This is a genomic window from Streptomyces sp. 2323.1 (assembly GCF_900221035.1).
In the GTDB taxonomy this organism is placed as follows: Bacteria; Actinomycetota; Actinomycetes; order Streptomycetales; family Streptomycetaceae; genus Streptomyces; species Streptomyces sioyaensis.
The window spans coordinates 2,025,748-2,044,710 of sequence record NZ_LT907981.1 but is presented as its reverse complement, the minus strand read 5'-3'; the positions used below and the strand labels follow the sequence as shown (position 1 = coordinate 2,044,710).

The window sequence follows — 18,963 nt, the reverse complement described above, 5'->3', positions numbered from 1 at the left end:
GACCCCATGGCTAAGACCGGTACGACGACCCAGGGACTGCGTGCGGCGATCGAGCGCAGTGGTTATTACCCGACGCTCGTGGCCGAGGCGGTGCAGGCCGCGGTCGGTGGTGAGCCGGTGGTGTCGTACCTCGTCCATCAGGAGACGACCTTCGACGCCAACGAGGTCCGCCGTCATGTCACGGTCCTGGTCCTGACCGGCACCCGCTTCATCGTCAGCCATACCGACGAGCAGGCCGCCGACGCCACCTCCCCGTCGCCGTACGCCACCACCTCCACCGAGTCCGTCAAGCTCGGCCGGATCTCGTCCGTGGTGCTCAGCCGCGTGGTCGCCAACCCCGAGTCGTACACCCCGGGCCAGCTGCCCCGCGAGGTCGTGCTGACCATCGGCTGGGGCGCGGTCGCCCGCCTGGATCTGGAGCCCGCTGCCTGCGGCGACCCCAACTGCGAGGCGGACCACGGCTACACGGGCTCGTCCACCGCCGACGACCTCTCGCTGCGGGTCAGTGAGGCCGGCGACGGACCGGACTCGGTGCGCGAGACGCTCACCTTCGCCCAGGCGCTCTCCGAGGCCACCGCGGCCACCACCACCCGCTGATGACCCACACCGTCCCCGCCTGGCCGGAACCCGAACCGCTCGACCCGCTGGGCGCCCCCGTACCGCAGTACGGCACCGGCTCGCTCGCCGATCTGCTGCCCGGCATCGCCGCGGGCCTGGAGATACCCGGCGTGGCCACGTCGATGGAGCTGGCCCCCGCCGACCGCGCCTGTGTCTTCCTGATCGACGGCCTCGGCTGGGAGCTGCTGCGCAACCACCCGGAAGAGGCGCCGTTCCTGACCTCCCTCCTGGACACGTCGTTCAACGGCAGCGGCCGCCCGCTCACCGCCGGCTTCCCCTCCACCACCGCCACCTCCCTCGCCTCGGTCGGCACCGGCCTGCCGCCGGGCGCCCACGGCCTGCCCGGCTACACCTGCCAGGACCCGGACACCGGCGCCCTGATGAACCAGCTGCGCTGGTATCCGTGGACCGACCCCTATGCCTGGCAGCCGTATCCGACGGTCTTCCAGCGCGCGGACGCCGCCGGCATCCACACCTGCCAGGTCTCCGCACCGAACTTCCAGCACACCCCGCTCACCAAGGTCGCGCTCAGCGGCGGCACCTTCCACGGCCGGCTCTCCGGCGAGGAGCGGATGGACCTCGCGGCCGAGCAGCTGGCCGCCGGTGACCGCTCGCTGGTCTACACGTACTACTCCGAGGTCGACGGCAAGGGGCACCGCTACGGCGTCGACTCCGATGCCTGGCGCGGCCAGGTGATGTACGTCGACCGGCTCGCCCAGCGGCTGGCCGAGCAGCTCCCGCCGCGCAGCGCCCTCTACATCACGGCCGACCACGGCATGATCGACATCCCCTTCGACCCGGAGTCCCGGATCGACTTCGACGAGGACTGGGAACTGCGCGCCGGCGTACGCCTGTTGGGCGGCGAGGGCCGGGCCCGGCATGTGTACGCCCACCCGGGCGCGGCCGCCGATGTGCTCGCCGTATGGCGCGAGGTGGTCGGTGAGCAGATGTGGGTCGCGAGCCGTGACGAGGCCATCGCCGCGGGCTGGTTCGGCCCGTCGGTCGACGACCGGGTGCGCGCCCGGATCGGCGATGTCGTGGCGGCCGCCCACGCCGACATGGTGATCATCGCGACCGAACGGGAGCCCCGTGAATCGGAGATGGTCGGGATGCACGGCTCGATGACCCCGGTGGAGCAGCTGGTGCCCCTCCTGGAAGTCCGTACCTGATCCGCACGGCCCACCGCCCGCACGTCGCCACCCCCTCACGAGCCCGAAAGGCCCGCACCTTCCCATGCCCGAGCTGGTGTTCTTCTCCGGAACCATGGACTGCGGAAAGAGCACCCTCGCTCTGCAGATCGAACACAACCGCTCCTCCCGCGGTCTGCAAGGCATGATCTACAGCCGCAACGACCGGGCCGGCCACGGCAGGCTCTCCTCCCGGCTCGGTCTGGTCACCGAGGCCGTCGAGGCGGCGGACGACATGGACTTCTACGCCCATGTCATCGGCCACCTCTCCTCCGGCGGCCGGGTCGACTACGTCATCGCCGACGAGGCGCAGTTCCTGGCCCCCGAACAGGTCGACCAGCTCGCCCGCGTCGTCGACGACCTGGAACTGGACGTCTTCGCCTTCGGCATCACCACCGACTTCCGCAGCAAGCTCTTCCCCGGCTCCCAGCGCCTGGTCGAACTGGCCGACCGGGTAGAGGTGTTGCAGGTCGAGGCGCTGTGCTGGTGCGGCGCCCGTGCCACGCACAACGCCCGTACCGTCGACGGCCGGATGGTCGTCGAGGGCGCACAGGTCGTCGTCGGCGATGTCGTGGGCGACGTGGACAGCCCCCAGGCCGAGGTCGGTTACGAGGTGCTGTGCCGGCGCCATCACCGTCGCCGCCAGACCTCGGCGACCGCCCGCGCGGCCGCCCTCTCCCCGGACGTACTGCCGGTCGACGGCACGAAGTAGCGGCGGCCGCCGGCGCCGCACCGCCCCACGGATGCCGGGGCGACCGCACCGTGCCCGGTGCCGCGCGGACGGAACCCGCCGGCCCGCCCGGCCCGTCCTCACGGGTATGACGCGCCCTCCGGCCTTACTGCGCCCCGCTGTTCCTGCCGACCTGGACTCGCTCGTGGAACTGCACACCCGGGCCCGCACCGCGTACTACCGGGCGGGCGGGTTGCCCGCGGCGGAGATCGACACCCCCGACGGCCCGGCGCGGCGACGGGAGGGGTGGGCGCGCTCGATCCGGTCGCCCACCAGGACGGTGCGGTGCGCGCTCCGCAACGACACGTTGGTGGGCGTGCTGGCCATGGGCCCGCCGCTCGTCCCCGGGAACGAGCCGGTGACCGTGGGCGAGCTGTACCAGATCCATGTGCTGCCCGGTCAGTGGGGACAGGGCATCGGCGGCCAACTGCACGCGGCCTTCGTACGGTTCCTGCGCGAGGCCGCGCTGCCCACCGGCCGGGTCGAGGCATGGGAGCGCAACCACCGTGCGCAGGCCTTCTACGCGCGGCACGGCTGGCAGCCGGACGGACACCGGCGCCCGGGGCCGGCCGGTGCGTGCTACGTCCGGATGCGCCTGGACACCGCGTGAGCCCCACCGCCCCTGGGACAGCGGGCGTTCATCCCTGCTGGATGATCGTGAAGACGGCACCCTCGCTGTCGGCGACGGCCGCCAGCCGGCCGTGCGCGGAATCCCGGGGGGCGTGCAGCACCTGTCCGCCCAGTTCGGTGACCCGGCGGGCCGCCGCGTCCGTGTGGGGGACGGCGAAGTACGTCATCCAGTGGGAGCCCCGGTCGCGGGGCAGGTCGGCGCCCACGCCGCGCATACCGGCCACCGGCTGCCCCTTGAGCTGCAGCGTCAGGGCGTCGGGACCGGCCGAGGCCACCGGCTCCGCCTCGAAGCCGAAGACGTGCTCGTAGAACGGGCTGACCGAGCCGGTGTCCCGGGTGACCAGCTCGTTCCACACCGGCGTGCCCGGCTCGCCGGTGTGCGCGGTGCCCATCAGCGACTTGCCCTGCCAGACGCCGAAGATCGCGCCCTGCGGATCGGAGCCGATCGCCATCCGCCCCGTGTCGTCGTCCGCGTCCAGCGGCCCGACGCCCACCGTCCCACCGCAGCAACGGATCTGTTCCGCCGTCACATCCGCGTCGTCGCTGGCCAGATAGGTGGTCCAGGAGACCGGGAGGTGGCGGTCGGGCGCCAGCTCACCGACCCCGGCGACTTCCAGGCCGTCGAGGAAGGCCCGGGCGTACGGACCGAAGTGCTGCGGCCCCGGGCGGAACTCCCAGCCGAACAGCGCGCCGTAGAACTCCTGCGTCGCGGACATGCTGTGGGCCAGGAGGCTCACCCAGCAGGGCGCGCCGGACATCCGCCGGGTCGCTGCCTCGGTCGTCATGGTCGCTTTCTCCTCGGAGTGTCGGGGTGCTGACCCTGCGCGGTACGGGCACGGTCCCGAGCAGATGCTCGCACCCGGCGCCCTGGTGTGCGCCCCGGCCGCGCCGTCCACGGCGCGTTCGCGGGGGAGAATGCCCGTTTTGAGGCCCCTGGGTCGTTTCGTGGGCGTGACGGCAGGACGTAACTGCGTCATACGGAGGGTGGTAACCGCCTTCTGAACGTAGCGGTTGCTACGCAAGGATGAGTCCCATGAACGTCATCATCACCGCTACCGAACTCGCGAGCGAGTTGGCGCAGCCCGCCGCTCCGGTGCTCCTGGACGTCCGTTACCAGCTCGGCGGACCGCCCGGCCGCCCCCAGTACGAGGCCGGGCATGTGCCCGGCGCGGTCTATGTCGACCTCGACAGCGAGCTGGCCGCACCCCCCGGCAAGGCCGGCCGCCATCCGCTGCCCGACCTCGAGGTGTTCGCCGGCGCCATGCGCGCCGCGGGGGTCCGCGCGGACCGCCCGGTGGTCGTCTACGACGGCGGTCAGAGCTGGGCGGCCGCCCGCGCCTGGTGGCTGCTGCGCTGGACCGGCCACCCCGACGTGCGTGTCCTGGACGGCGGCCTCGCCGCCTGGCAGGCGTCCGGGGGAGCCCTGAGCGTCGATCAGCCGGCCCCGCCGGCCGGCGACTTCACTCCGCTGCCCGGCGCTCTCCCGGTGCTGACGGCGGACGACGCGGCCGCGCTGGCCCGCCGCGGAGTCCTGCTGGACGCCCGGGCCGCCGAGCGCTACCGCGGCGAGGTCGAGCCCATCGACCCGGTCGCCGGCCACATCCCGGGCGCCGTGTCCGCGCCGACGACCGAGAACGTCGCCGAGGGCAGCACCGTCTTCCGTGCCGCCTCGGATCTGGCCCAGCGGTTCGCCTCGCTGGGCGCCACGGCGGACGCGGAGGTCGGTGTCTACTGCGGCTCCGGCGTCTCCGCCGCCCATGAGGTGCTGGCGCTCGCGGTCGCGGGCGTCCCCGCGGCCCTGTACGTCGGCTCCTGGAGCGAGTGGACGGCCGACCCCTCCCGACCGGTCGCCACCGGCCCGCAGCCCGGCTGAGCCCCCGTCACACGCCCGTCCGCCCGCCCCCTGGAAGCAGGGGACGGGCGGACGGGTTCGCTCCAAGGGGGAACGTGCCGGCTACTCCGGCTTCTTCCGCCGGGTACCGAAGACGATCTCGTCCCAGCTGGGCACCGCGGCGCGGCGGCCGGGCCGGACGCCGTCCGCCTCGGCCTGCCGGTCCGTGGTCCCGGTCAGCCGGTCGCGGTGGCCGGCCACCGCGCGCGGCATCAGCACATCCGCGTACGCGGAACCCGCGCCCGCGCTGGCTGCCGGGGCGGGCGGCTCCTCGACCTCGGCCTCGGACTCCTCGTCGCTCTGCGGCGCCTTCGGGCTCTCCGGGACGACCATGTCGCCGCGGAAGCTCGGCACCGCCTCCAGCAGGCTGGTCAGCGAATCGCGCTCGCGCTCCCGTTCACCGACGGCCTCCTCGGCGTCGCGCGGCTCGCCGTCCTCGTCGCCGGACGGCACCGCACGCTCGGACGACTGCCGGTCCAGGGCGCGGTCCAGCGGCCGGTCGCGCGGCAGCCGCGCGATCCGCGGCACGAACGGGAAGCTCGGCTCGGGCGTGTCGTCGCTCTCGCCGATCAGTGCCCGCGCCTCGTCGTCCACGGCCTGCACGAGCCGCCGCGGCGGGTCGTACGTCCAGCTCGCCGAGTGCGGTTCGGTGGCGACGCGGTAGACCAGCAGCACCTCCCAGGTGCCGTCGTCGCGGCGCCAGGAGTCCCACTGGACGCTCTCCTTGTCGGCGCCGCGCAGCAGCAGCCGCTCCGCGACCGCCTCGCCGAGCTGGGGACCGGTGTTCTCGCCGGGGCGCCGCACCGGCGTCTTACGGGCCCGCTCGGCCATGAAGGCACGCTCGGCGAGCACCGGGCCCTCGAAGCGGCGTACCCGGTCGACGGGGATGCCGGCGAGCTGGGCGACCTCCTCGGCGGAGGCACCGGCTCTTATACGGGCCTGGATGTCCCGCGGACGCAGATGGCTCTCGACCTCGATCTCGATCTGGCCCAGCCGTGCGCGGTCATTGCGGACGGCGGCGCGCAGCCGTTCGTCGATCGGAAGCGTGTACTCGGTGCTGTCCGCAGCTTTGAGCACCAGCCGTGTGCCGTCGTTGGAGACGGCCACGACACGCAGTTCGGGCATGGGGACCTCCCGGGTGGTGCCTGCCGACGTCACGTGCGTCGCTGCTTCCGCTAGTCGAGTGTGGCCTGCCCGGGTGCAGCCTGCCACAACATTGCCGAGTTGCCCGGCGTGTCGAGGCTTGGCCCTGAAACGCCGTTATGACACGGTTACCTGTTCGCAACGCTCAGTGACCGTGCCGTTGGTCCTGTCGCCGTGCACCCGTGCCGGTCGGCGGCGCCCCGGGGCGAGTGCCGCCTTCACAGCCCCTCCCGTGGGTTCCGGGCAGCCGGACGGGAACCGGGGCCAGGGCTCGCCACAGTACTCCATTCGGACCACTGAGGTGGACCGCCGCGCCGCCGAACTTCTGGGCGGGCAACGGAGTTGAGTCGTCTTGTCGATCTCTCTACCAGGCACGTAGGTGGCAAGTTTCACAGATTCCCCAAAATCGGAACTTTTGGGTACGCCGAATGGTCACTTCTCCATGCAAGATGGATCGAAGCGGCTATCAAAGGTTGGAGATGGACGAAGAAACCGAAAACGACACGAAGAAGAAGGGGAAGCGGATAGACCTGAGCGTGGCTCAGGTTGCCGGCAGTGCGGTCGCCGCGGTCGGCGCGGCGTATCTCGCAGGCCAGCTCGGCGTCTACGGATCCTTCATCGGCGCGGGTGTGGTCAGTGTCATGGCCACCACTGGCGGCTCGATATTCCAGCATCTGTTCCGGCGTACCGGGGAACAGATCAAGGAGGCATCGGTCACCACCCGGCCGAAGCCGCGCCGCTCCTCCGCCACCCGCAATCGATCCACCACACCCGACGCGCGGCCCGTCTCCACGATGGTGCTGCCGACCTTCGACCGGCATGGAGCGGAGGACGAGGTCACCTCCGTCGCCGCCAGGATGCCCGGGCGCGACACGGCCCGTACGCAGCTGATCCCGAGGGCCGATCCGTCCGGGCCCCGTGATCCGGCGAGAGCCTCACCCGCTCCGGGTACCGAGGACGCGACGCGGATGTTGCGCCCCGTCGACCGCGAATCGAACCCAGGGGGGCACGTGGGGGACCAGGCCGGTCCGGAGCGGCCGGCCGACCGTACGCAGCTGGTGCCGCGTCTCGACGAGCGGACCGCGATGCTGGGCCAGGCCGCCGGCCGGCCGGCCGGCGCACCGCTCGTGCGGCACCCGGCCGGGCCACCCGAGGCGCTCAGCACCGCGACGTACGGTTCCCGGCTGCGCGGCTGGAAGCGGCCGGCGCTCGGTGCGCTCGCGGTCTTCGTGCTCGCCATGGGCGCGGTCACCGGCACCGAGCTGATCACCGGGCAGACGCCGAACGGCGAGAAGGGCACCTCGCTGGGCAACATCATCCAGACCGGTGGGTCCGGCCGGCACCAGCCCAGCAGCCCGCAGTCGCCCGGATCGGGTGACTCCCCGGACGACGGCAAACAGCACGGCGACGGCCGGCAGCCGTCCCCGGACCCGAGCGCCTCGGACGGCACCGGCGCCGACAAGGGCAAGGACCGCGGCAGCCCGTCGCCGGAGCCCAGCCCGTCCGACAGCGGCAAGACCTCGCCCGACCCGGAGACCCCCTCGTCCCCTGACGGGCCGACGAGCGGTTCCACCGGCGGCGGCGCCACCGGAAAGGGTGACGGCTCGACCGGCGGTGAGAAGCCGGGGAGCACGCAGGGCCAGCAAGGGGCCGACGGGCAGGCTCCTGCGCCCGGCGCCTCCTGAGCCGGAGTGCCCGTTGGGGCGACGGTCCGGTGAGGTGGAACGGACACGGCCGCGGCCCGGTGCCCTGCACAGGCACCGGGCCGCGGCCGTCGTCGGTCAGTCCCCCAGGACCCGCCGCAGATAGGCGTTGGCGAACCGGCGGTCCGGGTCCAGCTGGTCGCGCACCGCGGTGAACTCGCCGAACCGCGGATAGGCGTCGGCAAGGTAGGCGGCGTCGCGGGTGTGCAGCTTGCCCCAGTGCGGACGGCCCTCGTGCGCCGTCATGATCCGCTCGGCGGCCGCGAAGTACGCCTGGTGCGGCGTCCCCCGGTACATGTGCACGGCGATATAGACGGTGTCCCGGCCCGAGGCGGTGGACAGCGGGATGTCGTCGGCCGGCGCGGTGCGCACCTCCACCGGGAAGCTGATCTTGAACTCCGCGCGCTCCACCAGGGCCTTGAGCTCACCGAGCGCCGCGACGGCGGCGGCGCGGGGCAGCGCGTACTCCATCTCCACGAACCGCACCCGCCGCGGGGAAGTGAAGACCCGGTAGGGGATGTCGGTGTACGTACGGGCCGACAGCGCGCGGCTGGAGATCTTGGCGATGCCCGGTACGGCGGCCGGCACCGCCCGCCCCACGGTGCAGGCGAGCTGGAAGACCCCGTTGGACAGCAGCTCGTCCTCGACCCAGCCGCTGACCCTCCCCGGGGGCGCCGCCGGGCCCTGGCTGCGGTTGTTGCGCTTGGTGTTGCAGCTGCCGGTGTGCGGGAACCAGTAGAACTCGAAGTGTTCGTTCTCGGCGACCAGCTCGTCGAACCGGTCCGTCACCTCGTCGTAGGGCATCGGCTCCTCGCGGGCGGTCAGCAGGAACTCCGGCTCCACGGCGAAGGTCAGCTCGCTGATCACGCCCAGTGCGCCCAGGCCCAGCCGCGCCGCGGCGAAGACATCCGCTCGCTCCTCGGCGGAACAGGTCAGGACCGAGCCGTCGGCGGTGACCAGTTCGAGGGCGGTGACCTGGGCGGCGAGCGACGCCGAGGTCCGGCCGGTGCCATGGGTGCCGGTAGCGGTCGCCCCGGAGACGGTCTGCTCCATGATGTCGCCCATGTTGGTCAGCGACAGCCCGTGGACGGCGAGCGTCTCGTTGAGGTGCTTGAGCGGGGTGCCGGCCGCCACGGTCACGGTGCCGGCCGCGCGGTCGATCCTGCGGACCCCGGCCAGCCGCTCGGGGCGGATCAGCAGCCCGTCGGTGGCGGCCGCGGGGGTGAAGGAGTGGCCGGTGCCGGCCGCCTTGACCGTCAGCCCGTCCGCGGCGGCCGCGCGGACCGCGGCGGCCAGCTCCTCGGTGCTCGCCGGGGTCACGCTCCGGGCGGGGCGGGCGGTGACGTTGCCCGCCCAGTTGCGCCACGGTCCGGTTGTCGAGCCGCGCCCTCCCGAGCCGCCGACGGCGTTGCTGACTGCCATGGTGACGTCCCCTCCCGCGTGTCCGGCCCACGTTGGCGTGGGCGCATGATGCCAGTCACCGACGCGATATCCGGGATGAGTGACGTACCTCACATGCTCGGGGACCGGCCGCAACCGCCCGGCTCCCGGACAGGTCGTACCGACGGTAACTCGCAAGCGGGCGGCGCGTGTTCGGTTCGCGGCTCTCCGGACGGGCCCACGGGTCGCCGAAAGCCCCGCTCACTCGCGGGCGGCCGACCGGACCGTGCGGACGCCCGCCAGGTAGCGGACTTCTGCGGATGCCCTCCCGCTAGGCGACGCTCTCCTCGCTGTGCGGCTGCGGGGCCGTGCCGCCGTGGCCGGACGGTGCTCCGGACGCCACCGGGTCCGTCGCCGAAGGGGCGGGCTGCGGGCGGAGCCTGCGGTAGCCCGCGAAGGCCACCAGCGCGCCGAGCACCCCCGCCGCCCCCGGCACCAGATATCCCCGGGCCGCACCGGCGGCATCGACCACCCAGCCGGCCGCCGACGCGCCCAGTGCGACGCCCACCGCCAGGCCGGTGCTGGTCCAGCTCATGCCCTCGGTCAGCTTGGCCCGCGGCACATGCTCCTCGACCAGCGCCATCGTGGTCACCATCGTCGGGGCGATGGACAGCCCCGCGACGAACAGCGCGACGGCCAGCAGCGGCAGCGAGCCCACCAGTTGCAGCGGCACCATGCTCACCGCGATCGCGCAGATCCCCACGACGAAGCGGCGGGACGGGTGCGCCTTCAGATGCAGCAGCCCGAAGACGGCGCCGGCCGCACACGAGCCGAGCGCGTAGACCGCCAGCACCAGACTGGCCGCGGCCTTGTGCCCGACCTCCTCGGCGAAGGCCACCGTCACCACATCGATCGCGCCGAAGATCGCCCCGATCGCCACGAACGTCACCACCAGCACCTGCAGCCCCCGCGAGCGCAGCGCCGACCCCTTGGGGTGCAGCTCATGCGGATGCGGCACCGGCTCGGTCGCACGCTGCGCCGTCAGCCAGAACACGCCGACGGCCAGGAACCCGGCGGCCAGCAGCGGGCCGGCCTCCGGAAACCACGCGGTGGACAGGCCGATGGACAGGATCGGCCCGAAGATGAAGCACGTCTCGTCGACGATCGACTCCCACGCGTAGGCGGTGTGCAGCTCGCGTGGGGAGCCCCGGTAGATCTCCGCCCAGCGGGCCCGGATCATCGAGCCGATGCTGGGTACGCACCCCGCACCCGCCGCGAAGACGAACAGGATCCAGTCCGGCCAGCGCTGCTGCGCGCTCAGCAGCAGCCCGGCGACCGCGGCGATCGACACCAGGGTGGCCGGGCGCAGCACCCGGCTCTGGCCGTGCCGGTCCACCAGCCGGGATATCTGCGGGCCGAGCACCGCGGCGGACAGCGCGAGGGTCGCGGACAGCGCGCCGGCCAGGCCGTAGCGCCCGGTCAACTGGGAGACCATCGTGACGACGCCGATGCTCATCATCGACAGCGGCATCCGGCCCAGCAGTCCGGCGGCGGAGAACGACTTGGTGCCGGGGCGCCCGAAGATGGCGCGGTAGGGACTGGGCAACGGGGCGCTCCGCCGGTCAGGACCGAAGATCGGTAAGGAATGTCTGCAACCGATACAGCTTACGGGCGGCAGGCCGCCGGCCGCCTCCGAGTTTTCGGCCCCACTCCGGGCCTCCCCTCTCCGCGCCGGGACCTGCCCATCGGCCCCGGGGGAAGGGTGGCAGGATCGATGGCATGCCCGAACAGTGCGACCCCCGTCCTTATGACGCCCTGCTGCTGCTGTCCTTCGGTGGCCCCGAAGGGCCCGATGACGTCGTCCCGTTCCTGGAGAACGTCACCCGCGGCCGCGGCATCCCCCGTGAGCGCCTCAAGGAGGTGGGGCAGCACTACTTCCTGTTCGGCGGCGTGAGCCCCATCAACGCCCAGAACCGCGAGCTGCTCGACGCGCTGCGCACGGACTTCGCCGAGAACGGGCTGGACCTGCCCGTCTACTGGGGCAACCGCAACTGGGCGCCCTACCTGACCGACACCCTGCGCACCATGGTCCACGACGGACACCGCCGGATCGCCGTCCTGGCGACCAGCGCCTACGCCTCGTACTCGGGCTGCCGCCAGTACCGCGAGAACCTCGCCGACGCGCTCGCCGCCCTGCAGGCCGAGGGCCTGGAGCTGCCGCAGGTCGACAAGCTGCGGCACTACTTCAACCACCCCGGCTTCCTGCGCCCGATGACCGACGGTGTGCTGGCGTCGCTCGCGGAACTGCCCGAGGAGGTGCGCGACGGCGCCCACCTCGCCTTCACCACCCATTCCATCCCCACCGCCGCCGCCGACACCTCCGGCACGCCCGCCGACCACACCCGCGGGGGCGAGGGCGGCGCCTACGTCGCCCAGCACCTCGACGCGGCGCGGGTGATTGCGGACGCCGTCCGCGCGGAGACCGGCGTGGACCACCCCTGGCGGCTCGTCTACCAGTCCCGGAGCGGCGCCCCGCACATTCCCTGGCTGGAGCCGGACATCTGCGACCACCTGGAAGAGGCGCACGCCGCGGGCGTCCCGGCCGTCGTGATGGCCCCCATCGGGTTCGTCTCGGACCACATGGAGGTCAAGTACGACCTCGACACCGAGGCCACCGCCAAGGCCGCCGAGCTGGGACTGCCGGTCGCCAGGTCGGCCACCGTGGGCGCCGATCCGCGGTTCGCCGCGGCCGTCCGCGACCTCCTCCTGGAGCGCGCGGCCGCAGAACGGGGCGCCGCTCCGGAGCGCTGCGCCCTGGGCGCCTTGGGCGCAGGCCACGACCTGTGCCCGGTCGGCTGCTGTCCGGCGCGCACACCGCGCCCGGCCGCCGCCGGCGCCGACTGGCGGGGCCCGGTCGCCGAGGCCCCCGTGTAAGCCCGTACGCCCGCCCGACCACCGCCCGTGTGAGCAAGGAGCATCGTGCCCGACCCGCTGTACCCCGAGGCCCCGCAGACCGCCGCCACACCGACCGACGCGCTCTACGACGAACTGCTCGAACTGGCCCTGGAGGCCGCCCGCCGCGCGGGGGACCTGCTGCGTGACGGCCGGCCCGCCGACCTCGGGGTCGCCGCCACCAAGTCCAGCCCCATCGACGTCGTCACCGAGATGGATCTCGCCTCCGAGAAGCTGATCACCGGCTTCCTCGGGGAGCACCGCCCCGACGACGGCTTCCTGGGGGAGGAGGGCGCCAGCACCGACGGCACCAGCGGCGTCCGCTGGGTCATCGACCCCATCGACGGCACGGTGAACTATCTCTACGGGCTGCCGTCCTGGTCGGTGTCCATCGCGGCGGAGAAGGACGGCGAGGCGGTGGTCGGGGTCGTCGCCGCACCGATGCGCGGCGAGACCTGCCGGGCGGTCCTGGGCCGTGGTGCGTTCAACAACGGCGAGCGCCTCCACCACCGGCCCACCCCGCCGCTCTCCCAGGCACTGCTCGGCACCGGCTTCGCCTACCTCGCCGAGCGCCGGGCCGCCCAGGCCGAGGTGCTGCGCACGCTGCTGCCGCAGGTCCGGGACATCCGGCGCGGCGGCTCGGCCGCGATCGACCTGTGCGATGTGGCCGGCGGCCGGCTCGATGCCTACTACGAGCGGGGGCTGAACCCCTGGGACCTGGCGGCCGGTGCCCTGATCGCCCGCGAGGCCGGCGCGCTCACCGGCGGCCGCCCCGGCCGCCCGGCCGCCCACGAGCTGACCCTCGCCGCCTCCCCGGCCCTCTTCGCGCAGCTCCAGCCGCTGCTGGAGGAGCTCGGCGCCTGGCACGACTGACCCGGCCCCCGCGCGGGCATGACAGCGCCCCGGCACCATCCCCTGGATGCCGGGGCGCTGTCGTCGTACGCCGGGAAACGGTCAGGCGTTGCTGACCGCGCCGTAGCGCACGCCGTGCTCGGTCGCCAGTCGCTGCAGGTCCTCGAGCTCTGCCTGCTCGACCTCGGCGAGGAAGTCGTCGCCCGCAGCCCGGGCCCGGTCAAGATCGGCTTCGGTGTTCTCTATGCGCTGCAAAATGCCTGCGGTGAACGCGTCCATGTGCGCCCCCTCGTCGTGGGTCGGTGGCACGGGGGTGTGCCGACGGGTGGGTGATCACGGCTGGGTCCCTGCGATGGATCAGTTCGTGGCAAAGGGTGCTTAAAGTTGCCTAATAAACAGGGCGTGATCGCGGGTGTGCAGTCGTCCTCCCCACCCGGTACCTCAGGGAAACCTCAACCCGCCCAGGAATCATGCCCGTCGGGCGTCACGGGCCGCTCTCCACCCCTCCGCACCCCTCTTACCGCCGGTTTATGGCTCTTCGGGGCAGGATGGAAGGGCTTTCAGACAAGTTTTGCCTGCCCGTGAGGGCCCTGAGGAAGGACTAGCGACGTGCGTGTTCTCGTCGTCGAGGACGAGCAGCTGCTCGCCGATGCGGTGGCCACCGGACTACGCCGGGAGGCCATGGCCGTCGACGTGGTCTACGACGGCGCTGCCGCCCTGGAACGGATAGCGGTCAACGACTACGACGTCGTCGTGCTCGACCGTGACCTCCCGGTCGTCCACGGCGACGACGTCTGCCGCAAGATCGTCGAGCTGGGGATGCCCACCCGTGTCCTGATGCTCACCGCCTCCGGCGACGTCAGCGACCGCGTCGAGGGCCTGGAGATCGGCGCGGACGACTACCTCCCCAAGCCGTTCGCCTTCACGGAGCTGACCGCCCGGGTCCGCGCCCTGGGGCGCCGTACGACCGTCGCGCTGCCGCCCGTACTGGAGCGGGCCGGCATCAAGCTCGACCCCAATCGCCGCGAGGTCTTCCGCGACGGCAAGGAGGTCCAGCTCGCACCGAAGGAATTCGCGGTGCTGGAGGTCCTGATGCGCAGCGAGGGCACGGTCGTCTCGGCCGAGCAGCTCCTGGAGAAGGCCTGGGACGAGAACACCGACCCGTTCACCAACGTCGTACGGGTCACGGTCATGACGCTGCGCCGCAAGCTCGGCGAGCCCGCGGTGATCGTCACCGTCCCCGGCTCGGGATACCGGATCTGACCGACGATGCCCTCCCTGCCCTCGTTCTCCAAGGCGGCCGCCCCGCCACCGCCCCTGCCCCCCAAGCCCACCTGGGACCCCCGGCCGGTCAACGTCCGGCCGTTCCCGTGGCTGCGCCCCACGATCCGCATACGCCTGACCCTGCTGTACGGCGGCATGTTCCTGATGGCCGGGATCGTGCTGCTGACGATCATCTACATGCTGGCCGCGGACGCGCTGCACGACGGCAGTGCGCTGCCCCTGAAGATCCTCGGCGGCAAGTTCCAGTCGACCAGCAACCTCTGCGACCTGCCCACCAAGACCTCGGGACCGCTGCTCCAGGAGGCCGTCGAGCAGTGCCTCCAGCAGCAGCGCGCGCTGGCCCTCAACAGCCTCCTCAACCGCTCGCTGCTGGCGCTGCTGGGGCTGACGGTGGTGGCCTTCGCGTTCGGTTACGCGATGGCGGGGCGGGTGCTGGCACCGCTGGGGCGGATCACCCGCACCGCACAGCGGGTGGCGGGCTCGGATCTGCACCGCCGCATCGAGCTGGGCGGGCCCGACGACGAGCTCAAGGAGCTCGCCGACACCTTCGACGAGATGCTGGACCGCCTCGACCGGGCCTTTGAGTCCCAGCGCCGGTTCGTGTCCAACGCCTCGCACGAGTTGCGCACCCCCCTGGCGATCAACCGCACGCTGCTGGAGGTCCAGCTCGCCGACCCGGACGCGTCCCCCGAGCTCGCGCAGCTCGGCAAGACGCTGCTGGCCACCAACGAGCGCAGCGAGCAGCTCGTGGAGGGCCTGCTGCTGCTCGCCCGCAGCGAGAACAAGGTCGTCGACAAGAAGCCGGTCGATCTGTCCGAGGTCGCCTCGCAGGCCGTCGACCAGAGCCGCGAGGAGGCGCACAGCAAGGGCGTGGAGCTGCGCGGGGCCCGCCAGCAGGTCTTCGTACAGGGCAACGGCGTCCTGCTGGAGCGCATCGCGCTCAACCTCGTCCAGAACGCGGTGCGCTACAACGTGCCCGAGGACGGCTGGGTCGAGGTCGCCACCGAGCCCCAGCCGGGCTTCGCGGTGCTGGTGGTCGCCAATACGGGCCCGGTGGTCCCCGCCTACGAGGTGGAGAACCTCTTCGAGCCGTTCCGGCGGCTGCGGACCGAGCGCACCGGCAGCGACAAGGGGGTCGGTCTGGGCCTGTCCATCGTGCGCTCGGTCGTCCGCGCGCACGACGGCACGATCACCGCTTCACCCCGCGAAGGCGGCGGGCTCGTGATGCGCGTCGTCCTGCCGCTCTGATGCAGGCCACAGGGCGGTTGTACGCCTCCTGGAGCCACTGGGCGCCCCGGTGCGCAGTCGTCGGACATCCGTGCGTACGATCGCCCGTCTCGCGGCCGTACACCGCCTCGCCTCCCGGTTTGACGTGGAGGGGGGTCGGCGGGGATCCTTCGCCGAAGTTCGCTTTGCGCGGAATTGAACCGGTCCGCCCACCGGTCTGTGCGTGTGTGATGCCTCACAGACGCGAAATTCCGGCCATCTACGCTCCGTGAGCGAAATGGCCGTCGGAATGCCTGGGACGTCCGGGTTTCCGGGGGGTCGGATCACGGGAAGTACAGGTGGTGGGCTGCGCGAGGTGCGACATTCGGACCGTGTACGGTCCTGATCGCCATCCAAACCGATCACCTCTTCAGGGGTGCGGTTGGGTGTCGATTGAGTAACAGACCTTGATGTGAGGCAAAATCTCCGCCTCAGGTCGGGCACAAGTCCGGCCTCTCACGCGTTACGAGCGCTGAGACACCGCAGACACCCAGAGGGGGAGAGCGAAAATGGCTACGGATTACGACACCCCACGCAAGACCGACGACGACCTCAACGAGGACAGCATTGAAGAGCTGAAGTCGCGGCGGAACGACAAGTCCGCCTCGGCGGTCGACGTCGACGAGTTCGAGCAGGCCGAGGGCCTGGAGCTGCCGGGCGCAGACCTGTCCAACGAAGAGCTGGCCGTGCGCGTGCTGCCCAAGCAGCAGGACGAGTTCACGTGCATGAGCTGCTTCCTGGTCCACCACCGCAGCCAGCTCGCCGCGGAGGACAAGAACGGGCAGCCGATCTGCCGCGACTGCGCGGCCTGAGCCCGGTCTACGCCGTGGCAGGCGTGAACCCGTTCCGTAAGGGCCCCAAGGGCGGACCCGGTCCGGCGGCCGGCGCACGATCACATGAGGAAACCGCGCCCGTGCCCGCCGATCCGACCGCCCTTCCCACGGAACGGACGCCCGATGCACTGCAGGAACGGGGCTGCAGGGCCTCGCTCACGGCCCTGACGGGCCGCGGTGCCGCAGGAGGCGGCGGCAGGCTGCGGGGACTGATCGCCGCGATTGCCGACCGCATCATCGACACGGCCCCGCGGATCCCGGTCCGCGATCTTGCGACGCTGCGCGCCCAGTTCCCCGGACTGACCCCCGAGGACCTGGCCGACAAGCTCGTCGCGGGCGCCTGCGCAGCCACCGCAACGGTCGGAGCGGGCGTCGGCGCGGCAGCGATGCTGCCCGTACCGCCCGCCATGCCGGCCGAGCTGGCCGCCGAGGTCACGGGTGTCGCCTCGGTCGAGATCAAGCTGATCGCCGAGCTGCACGAGGTCTACGGTCTGCGGCCCGCGGGGAATTTCCGGCAGCGTGTGATGGCCTGTCTGACCTCCTGGGCCGAGGAGCGGGGCATCGACCTCGCCAAACCGGCCACGCTGAACATCGCCCTGGGCGGGCAGATGAAGCGGGAACTGCGCCAGCAGATCATGAAGCGCACCCTGCGCAACCTCCCCAACCTCACGCCGTTCATGATCGGCGCCACCGTCGGCGCGTTCATGAACCGCAGGGACACCAGAAGGCTCGCGGAAAAGATCCGTAAGGACCTGCGCGCCCACCAGGTGCCCTGGGACGCCCTTCCCGGCTCCGCGCCGGATGCCCCGGCGAACGGCTGACGAAGCCGCAGGGGCCCCTCATCCCGCCGGGCGGCGCCCGCCAGGCCCGGAACCGCCGGTCAGGCGCGTACGGCCGCCAGCGCCGCCACCAGCCGCTCCGGCTCCCGCGTCGAGAGATAGGCGTACGGCGTCGGGTCCTCAGGGTCGGTGATCTCCACCCGCACCGCGGTGCGGACATAGCTGCGCAGCAGCATGAACGCGCGGGCATCGGCCTTGTGCGTACGCCAGGCCAGCGCCTCGTCCGCGTCCAGCGCCCGCGCCTCACCCAGCGCGGACGCGGGGATCTTCGCCTCACCGGCGATCAGCGCACCGCCCACCACCCGGATCCGCGCCGAGCCGTACGCGCTCACCGCCACCGCGGACAGCGCCGCGCCGCCGATCAGTCCGCCGAGCATCGGGAGCGTCCCCAGGGGGAGCAGCATCAGGGCGCAGGCGACGCCGATCAGCGCGGCGATCACCCACCAGGACCGGGGCGCGGTGAGACGTTCTTCGTACGGCTGCATGGCTCCAGCTTGGCACGGCGGCGCGGGCCCGTGACGTGCGCGGGTAGGGTCTGCACTCGTGAGTGGAACTGACGAACCCAGGGCGCGGCTGACGCCACCGAAGGACGCCGTCGCTCCGGTCCGGCATGCCGAGGCGCCGGCACCCGGAGAACTTCTCGGCACGCACTACGACCGGTGCTTCGGCTGCGGTACGGGACAGTCGCACGGCCTGCACCTGGAGGCGCGGGCCGGCGAGGGTGTGAGCGTACGGGCTGAGTTCACCGTCAAGGAGGCCCACCAGGGTGCGCCCGGTCTGGCGCACGGCGGGGTGCTGGCCACCGCGCTGGACGAGACGCTCGGCTCGCTGAACTGGCTGCTGCGGGTGATCGCGGTGACCGGCCGGCTGGAGACCGACTTCGTCCGGCCGGTGCCGCTGGGCACGGTGCTGCATCTGGACGCGCGGGTCACCGCGGTGGACGGACGGAAGATCTACTCGACCGCCGTGGGACGCATAGACGGCCCGGACGGTCCGGTCGCGGTGCGCGCCGAGGCCGTCTTCATCGAGGTGAAGGTCGACCACTTCATCGACAACGGCCGGGCCGAGGAGATCCAGGCGGCGATGGCCGACCCGGACCAGGCCAAGCGCGCGCGTGCCTTCGAGGTGAACCCGTGAGTGAGGGACGAAAGCCCGTGGAGGTGCTGCTGCGACGGCTGGACCCAGACGTGCCGGTTCCGTCGTACGGGCATCCCGGCGACGCCGGCGCGGATCTGGTGACCACCGAGGCCGCCGAGCTGGCGCCGGGGGAGCGCACCGTGCTGCCCACCGGGGTGTCGATCGCCCTTCCCGACGGGTATGCGGCATTTGTGCATCCGCGGTCCGGGCTCGCGGCCCGGTGCGGACTGGCGCTGGTGAATGCCCCCGGGACGGTGGATGCCGGGTACCGTGGAGAGATCAAGGTGATCGTGGTCAATCTGGACCCGCGCGAGAGCGTGCGGTTCGAACGATTCGACCGGATCGCCCAACTGGTCGTCCAGCAGGTCGAGAAGGTGCGCTTCCACGAGGTGGCGGAACTTCCCGGCTCGGCGCGGGCCGAGGGGGGATTCGGTTCCACCGGCGGTCATGCGGCGGTGGACGGCTCCACGGGCGGGAATGAATACGCATCGGTCGGTGCCGACCGGGAAGGACAGTGA

The 18,963-nt window shown here is 72.2% G+C and carries 20 protein-coding genes; 14 read left to right on the top strand and 6 right to left on the bottom strand.

The window, feature by feature from the left end; translation table 11 throughout:
- Positions 1 to 6 precede the first annotated feature (6 nt).
- The 4 genes from CPH93_RS08195 to CPH93_RS08180 all read left to right on the top strand — a co-directional run bounded on the left by CPH93_RS08195 (position 7) and on the right by CPH93_RS08180 (position 3,145).
- Positions 7 to 597, top strand: a complete 591-nt coding sequence (locus CPH93_RS08195; RefSeq protein ID WP_006602644.1) for a DUF5998 family protein — start codon at positions 7 to 9, stop codon at positions 595 to 597.
- Positions 597 to 1,787, top strand: coding sequence for an alkaline phosphatase family protein (locus CPH93_RS08190; RefSeq protein ID WP_096212440.1), 1,191 nt, complete (start codon positions 597 to 599; stop codon positions 1,785 to 1,787). The genes CPH93_RS08195 and CPH93_RS08190 overlap by 1 nt, the downstream gene beginning before the upstream one ends.
- 64 nt (positions 1,788 to 1,851) lie before the next feature.
- A complete protein-coding gene (locus tag CPH93_RS08185; RefSeq protein ID WP_096212439.1) occupies positions 1,852 to 2,517 on the top strand; it encodes a thymidine kinase in 666 nt (221 codons plus the stop codon).
- 106 nt (positions 2,518 to 2,623) lie between these two features.
- Positions 2,624 to 3,145, top strand: a complete 522-nt coding sequence (locus tag CPH93_RS08180; protein ID WP_096212438.1) for a GNAT family N-acetyltransferase — start codon at positions 2,624 to 2,626, stop codon at positions 3,143 to 3,145.
- A gap of 28 nt (positions 3,146 to 3,173) precedes the next feature.
- Here CPH93_RS08180 and CPH93_RS08175 read toward each other — a convergent pair whose 3' ends face one another.
- On the bottom strand, positions 3,174 to 3,950 hold the full coding sequence (locus CPH93_RS08175) for a VOC family protein (RefSeq protein ID WP_096212437.1): 777 nt from the start codon (positions 3,948 to 3,950) through the stop codon (positions 3,174 to 3,176).
- Positions 3,951 to 4,198: 248 nt separating this feature from the next.
- On the opposite strand from CPH93_RS08175, the gene CPH93_RS08170 reads away from it, so the two are divergent.
- Complete coding sequence (locus CPH93_RS08170) at positions 4,199 to 5,038, top strand: sulfurtransferase (protein ID WP_096212436.1); 840 nt, start codon at positions 4,199 to 4,201, stop codon at positions 5,036 to 5,038.
- An 81-nt stretch (positions 5,039 to 5,119) separates the two neighbouring features.
- On the opposite strand, the gene sepH is transcribed toward CPH93_RS08170, so the two are convergent.
- Positions 5,120 to 6,181 carry a septation protein SepH gene (sepH, locus tag CPH93_RS08165; RefSeq protein WP_096212435.1) on the bottom strand — a complete coding sequence of 354 codons (1,062 nt, stop codon included), beginning with the start codon at positions 6,179 to 6,181 and terminating at the stop codon, positions 5,120 to 5,122.
- Positions 6,182 to 6,678: 497 nt separating this feature from the next.
- On the opposite strand from sepH, the gene CPH93_RS08160 reads away from it, so the two are divergent.
- Positions 6,679 to 7,884, top strand: a complete 1,206-nt coding sequence (locus CPH93_RS08160; protein WP_096212434.1) for a hypothetical protein — start codon at positions 6,679 to 6,681, stop codon at positions 7,882 to 7,884.
- Between the two features lie 96 nt (positions 7,885 to 7,980).
- On the opposite strand, the gene CPH93_RS08155 is transcribed toward CPH93_RS08160, so the two are convergent.
- Complete coding sequence (locus CPH93_RS08155) at positions 7,981 to 9,324, bottom strand: D-arabinono-1,4-lactone oxidase (RefSeq protein ID WP_096212433.1); 1,344 nt, start codon at positions 9,322 to 9,324, stop codon at positions 7,981 to 7,983.
- Between the two features lie 289 nt (positions 9,325 to 9,613).
- On the bottom strand, positions 9,614 to 10,888 hold the full coding sequence (locus tag CPH93_RS08150; RefSeq protein WP_096212432.1) for an MFS transporter: 1,275 nt from the start codon (positions 10,886 to 10,888) through the stop codon (positions 9,614 to 9,616).
- Between the two features lie 173 nt (positions 10,889 to 11,061).
- Here CPH93_RS08150 and CPH93_RS08145 point away from each other — a divergent pair, with 173 nt between their 5' ends.
- Both CPH93_RS08145 and CPH93_RS08140 read left to right on the top strand, forming a co-directional pair.
- The gene (locus tag CPH93_RS08145) at positions 11,062 to 12,216 is read left to right on the top strand and encodes a ferrochelatase (protein WP_093485608.1); all 1,155 of its coding nucleotides are present in this window, start codon (positions 11,062 to 11,064) and stop codon (positions 12,214 to 12,216) included.
- 45 nt (positions 12,217 to 12,261) lie between these two features.
- A complete protein-coding gene (locus tag CPH93_RS08140; RefSeq protein WP_096212431.1) occupies positions 12,262 to 13,107 on the top strand; it encodes an inositol monophosphatase family protein in 846 nt (281 codons plus the stop codon).
- An 81-nt stretch (positions 13,108 to 13,188) separates the two neighbouring features.
- Here the strand turns inward: CPH93_RS08140 and CPH93_RS36125 are convergent, their stop codons facing one another.
- Entirely contained in the window at positions 13,189 to 13,365 is a 177-nt protein-coding gene (locus tag CPH93_RS36125; RefSeq protein WP_006602631.1) for a hypothetical protein, read from the bottom strand.
- A gap of 330 nt (positions 13,366 to 13,695) precedes the next feature.
- On the opposite strand from CPH93_RS36125, the gene CPH93_RS08135 reads away from it, so the two are divergent.
- The 4 genes from CPH93_RS08135 (at position 13,696) to CPH93_RS08120 (ending at position 17,290) form a co-directional block, all read left to right on the top strand.
- Positions 13,696 to 14,349, top strand: coding sequence for a response regulator transcription factor (locus CPH93_RS08135; protein WP_006602630.1), 654 nt, complete (start codon positions 13,696 to 13,698; stop codon positions 14,347 to 14,349).
- A gap of 6 nt (positions 14,350 to 14,355) precedes the next feature.
- Positions 14,356 to 15,618 (top strand): sensor histidine kinase, encoded by a 1,263-nt coding sequence (locus tag CPH93_RS08130; RefSeq protein ID WP_096212430.1) that lies wholly within the window; start codon positions 14,356 to 14,358, stop codon positions 15,616 to 15,618.
- Between the two features lie 527 nt (positions 15,619 to 16,145).
- Positions 16,146 to 16,448: a DUF4193 domain-containing protein gene (locus CPH93_RS08125; RefSeq protein WP_003982531.1), complete on the top strand. Its 303-nt coding sequence runs from the start codon at positions 16,146 to 16,148 to the stop codon at positions 16,446 to 16,448.
- A gap of 14 nt (positions 16,449 to 16,462) precedes the next feature.
- Positions 16,463 to 17,290 carry a hypothetical protein gene (locus CPH93_RS08120; protein ID WP_231977235.1) on the top strand — a complete coding sequence of 276 codons (828 nt, stop codon included), beginning with the start codon at positions 16,463 to 16,465 and terminating at the stop codon, positions 17,288 to 17,290.
- A 59-nt stretch (positions 17,291 to 17,349) separates the two neighbouring features.
- Here the strand turns inward: CPH93_RS08120 and CPH93_RS08115 are convergent, their stop codons facing one another.
- Entirely contained in the window at positions 17,350 to 17,793 is a 444-nt protein-coding gene (locus CPH93_RS08115; RefSeq protein WP_096212428.1) for a DUF3093 domain-containing protein, read from the bottom strand.
- A gap of 58 nt (positions 17,794 to 17,851) precedes the next feature.
- Between CPH93_RS08115 and CPH93_RS08110 the strand changes: the two genes are divergently transcribed.
- Complete coding sequence (locus tag CPH93_RS08110; protein ID WP_006602626.1) at positions 17,852 to 18,445, top strand: PaaI family thioesterase; 594 nt, start codon at positions 17,852 to 17,854, stop codon at positions 18,443 to 18,445.
- A complete protein-coding gene (gene dut / locus CPH93_RS08105; RefSeq protein WP_040898164.1) occupies positions 18,442 to 18,963 on the top strand; it encodes a dUTP diphosphatase in 522 nt (173 codons plus the stop codon). The genes CPH93_RS08110 and dut overlap by 4 nt, the downstream gene beginning before the upstream one ends.

Coding starts and splice junctions, on each gene's coding strand:
- CPH93_RS08195 (WP_006602644.1), top strand. CDS start 7: ATGGCTAAGACCGGTACGACGACCCAGGGACTGCGTGCGGCGATCGAG.
- CPH93_RS08190 (WP_096212440.1), top strand. CDS start 597: ATGACCCACACCGTCCCCGCCTGGCCGGAACCCGAACCGCTCGACCCG.
- CPH93_RS08185 (WP_096212439.1), top strand. CDS start 1,852: ATGCCCGAGCTGGTGTTCTTCTCCGGAACCATGGACTGCGGAAAGAGC.
- CPH93_RS08180 (WP_096212438.1), top strand. CDS start 2,624: ATGACGCGCCCTCCGGCCTTACTGCGCCCCGCTGTTCCTGCCGACCTG.
- CPH93_RS08175 (WP_096212437.1), bottom strand. CDS start 3,950: ATGACGACCGAGGCAGCGACCCGGCGGATGTCCGGCGCGCCCTGCTGG.
- CPH93_RS08170 (WP_096212436.1), top strand. CDS start 4,199: ATGAACGTCATCATCACCGCTACCGAACTCGCGAGCGAGTTGGCGCAG.
- sepH (WP_096212435.1), bottom strand. CDS start 6,181: ATGCCCGAACTGCGTGTCGTGGCCGTCTCCAACGACGGCACACGGCTG.
- CPH93_RS08160 (WP_096212434.1), top strand. CDS start 6,679: ATGGACGAAGAAACCGAAAACGACACGAAGAAGAAGGGGAAGCGGATA.
- CPH93_RS08155 (WP_096212433.1), bottom strand. CDS start 9,324: ATGGCAGTCAGCAACGCCGTCGGCGGCTCGGGAGGGCGCGGCTCGACA.
- CPH93_RS08145 (WP_093485608.1), top strand. CDS start 11,062: ATGCCCGAACAGTGCGACCCCCGTCCTTATGACGCCCTGCTGCTGCTG.
- CPH93_RS36125 (WP_006602631.1), bottom strand. CDS start 13,365: ATGGACGCGTTCACCGCAGGCATTTTGCAGCGCATAGAGAACACCGAA.
- CPH93_RS08130 (WP_096212430.1), top strand. CDS start 14,356: ATGCCCTCCCTGCCCTCGTTCTCCAAGGCGGCCGCCCCGCCACCGCCC.
- CPH93_RS08125 (WP_003982531.1), top strand. CDS start 16,146: ATGGCTACGGATTACGACACCCCACGCAAGACCGACGACGACCTCAAC.
- CPH93_RS08115 (WP_096212428.1), bottom strand. CDS start 17,793: ATGCAGCCGTACGAAGAACGTCTCACCGCGCCCCGGTCCTGGTGGGTG.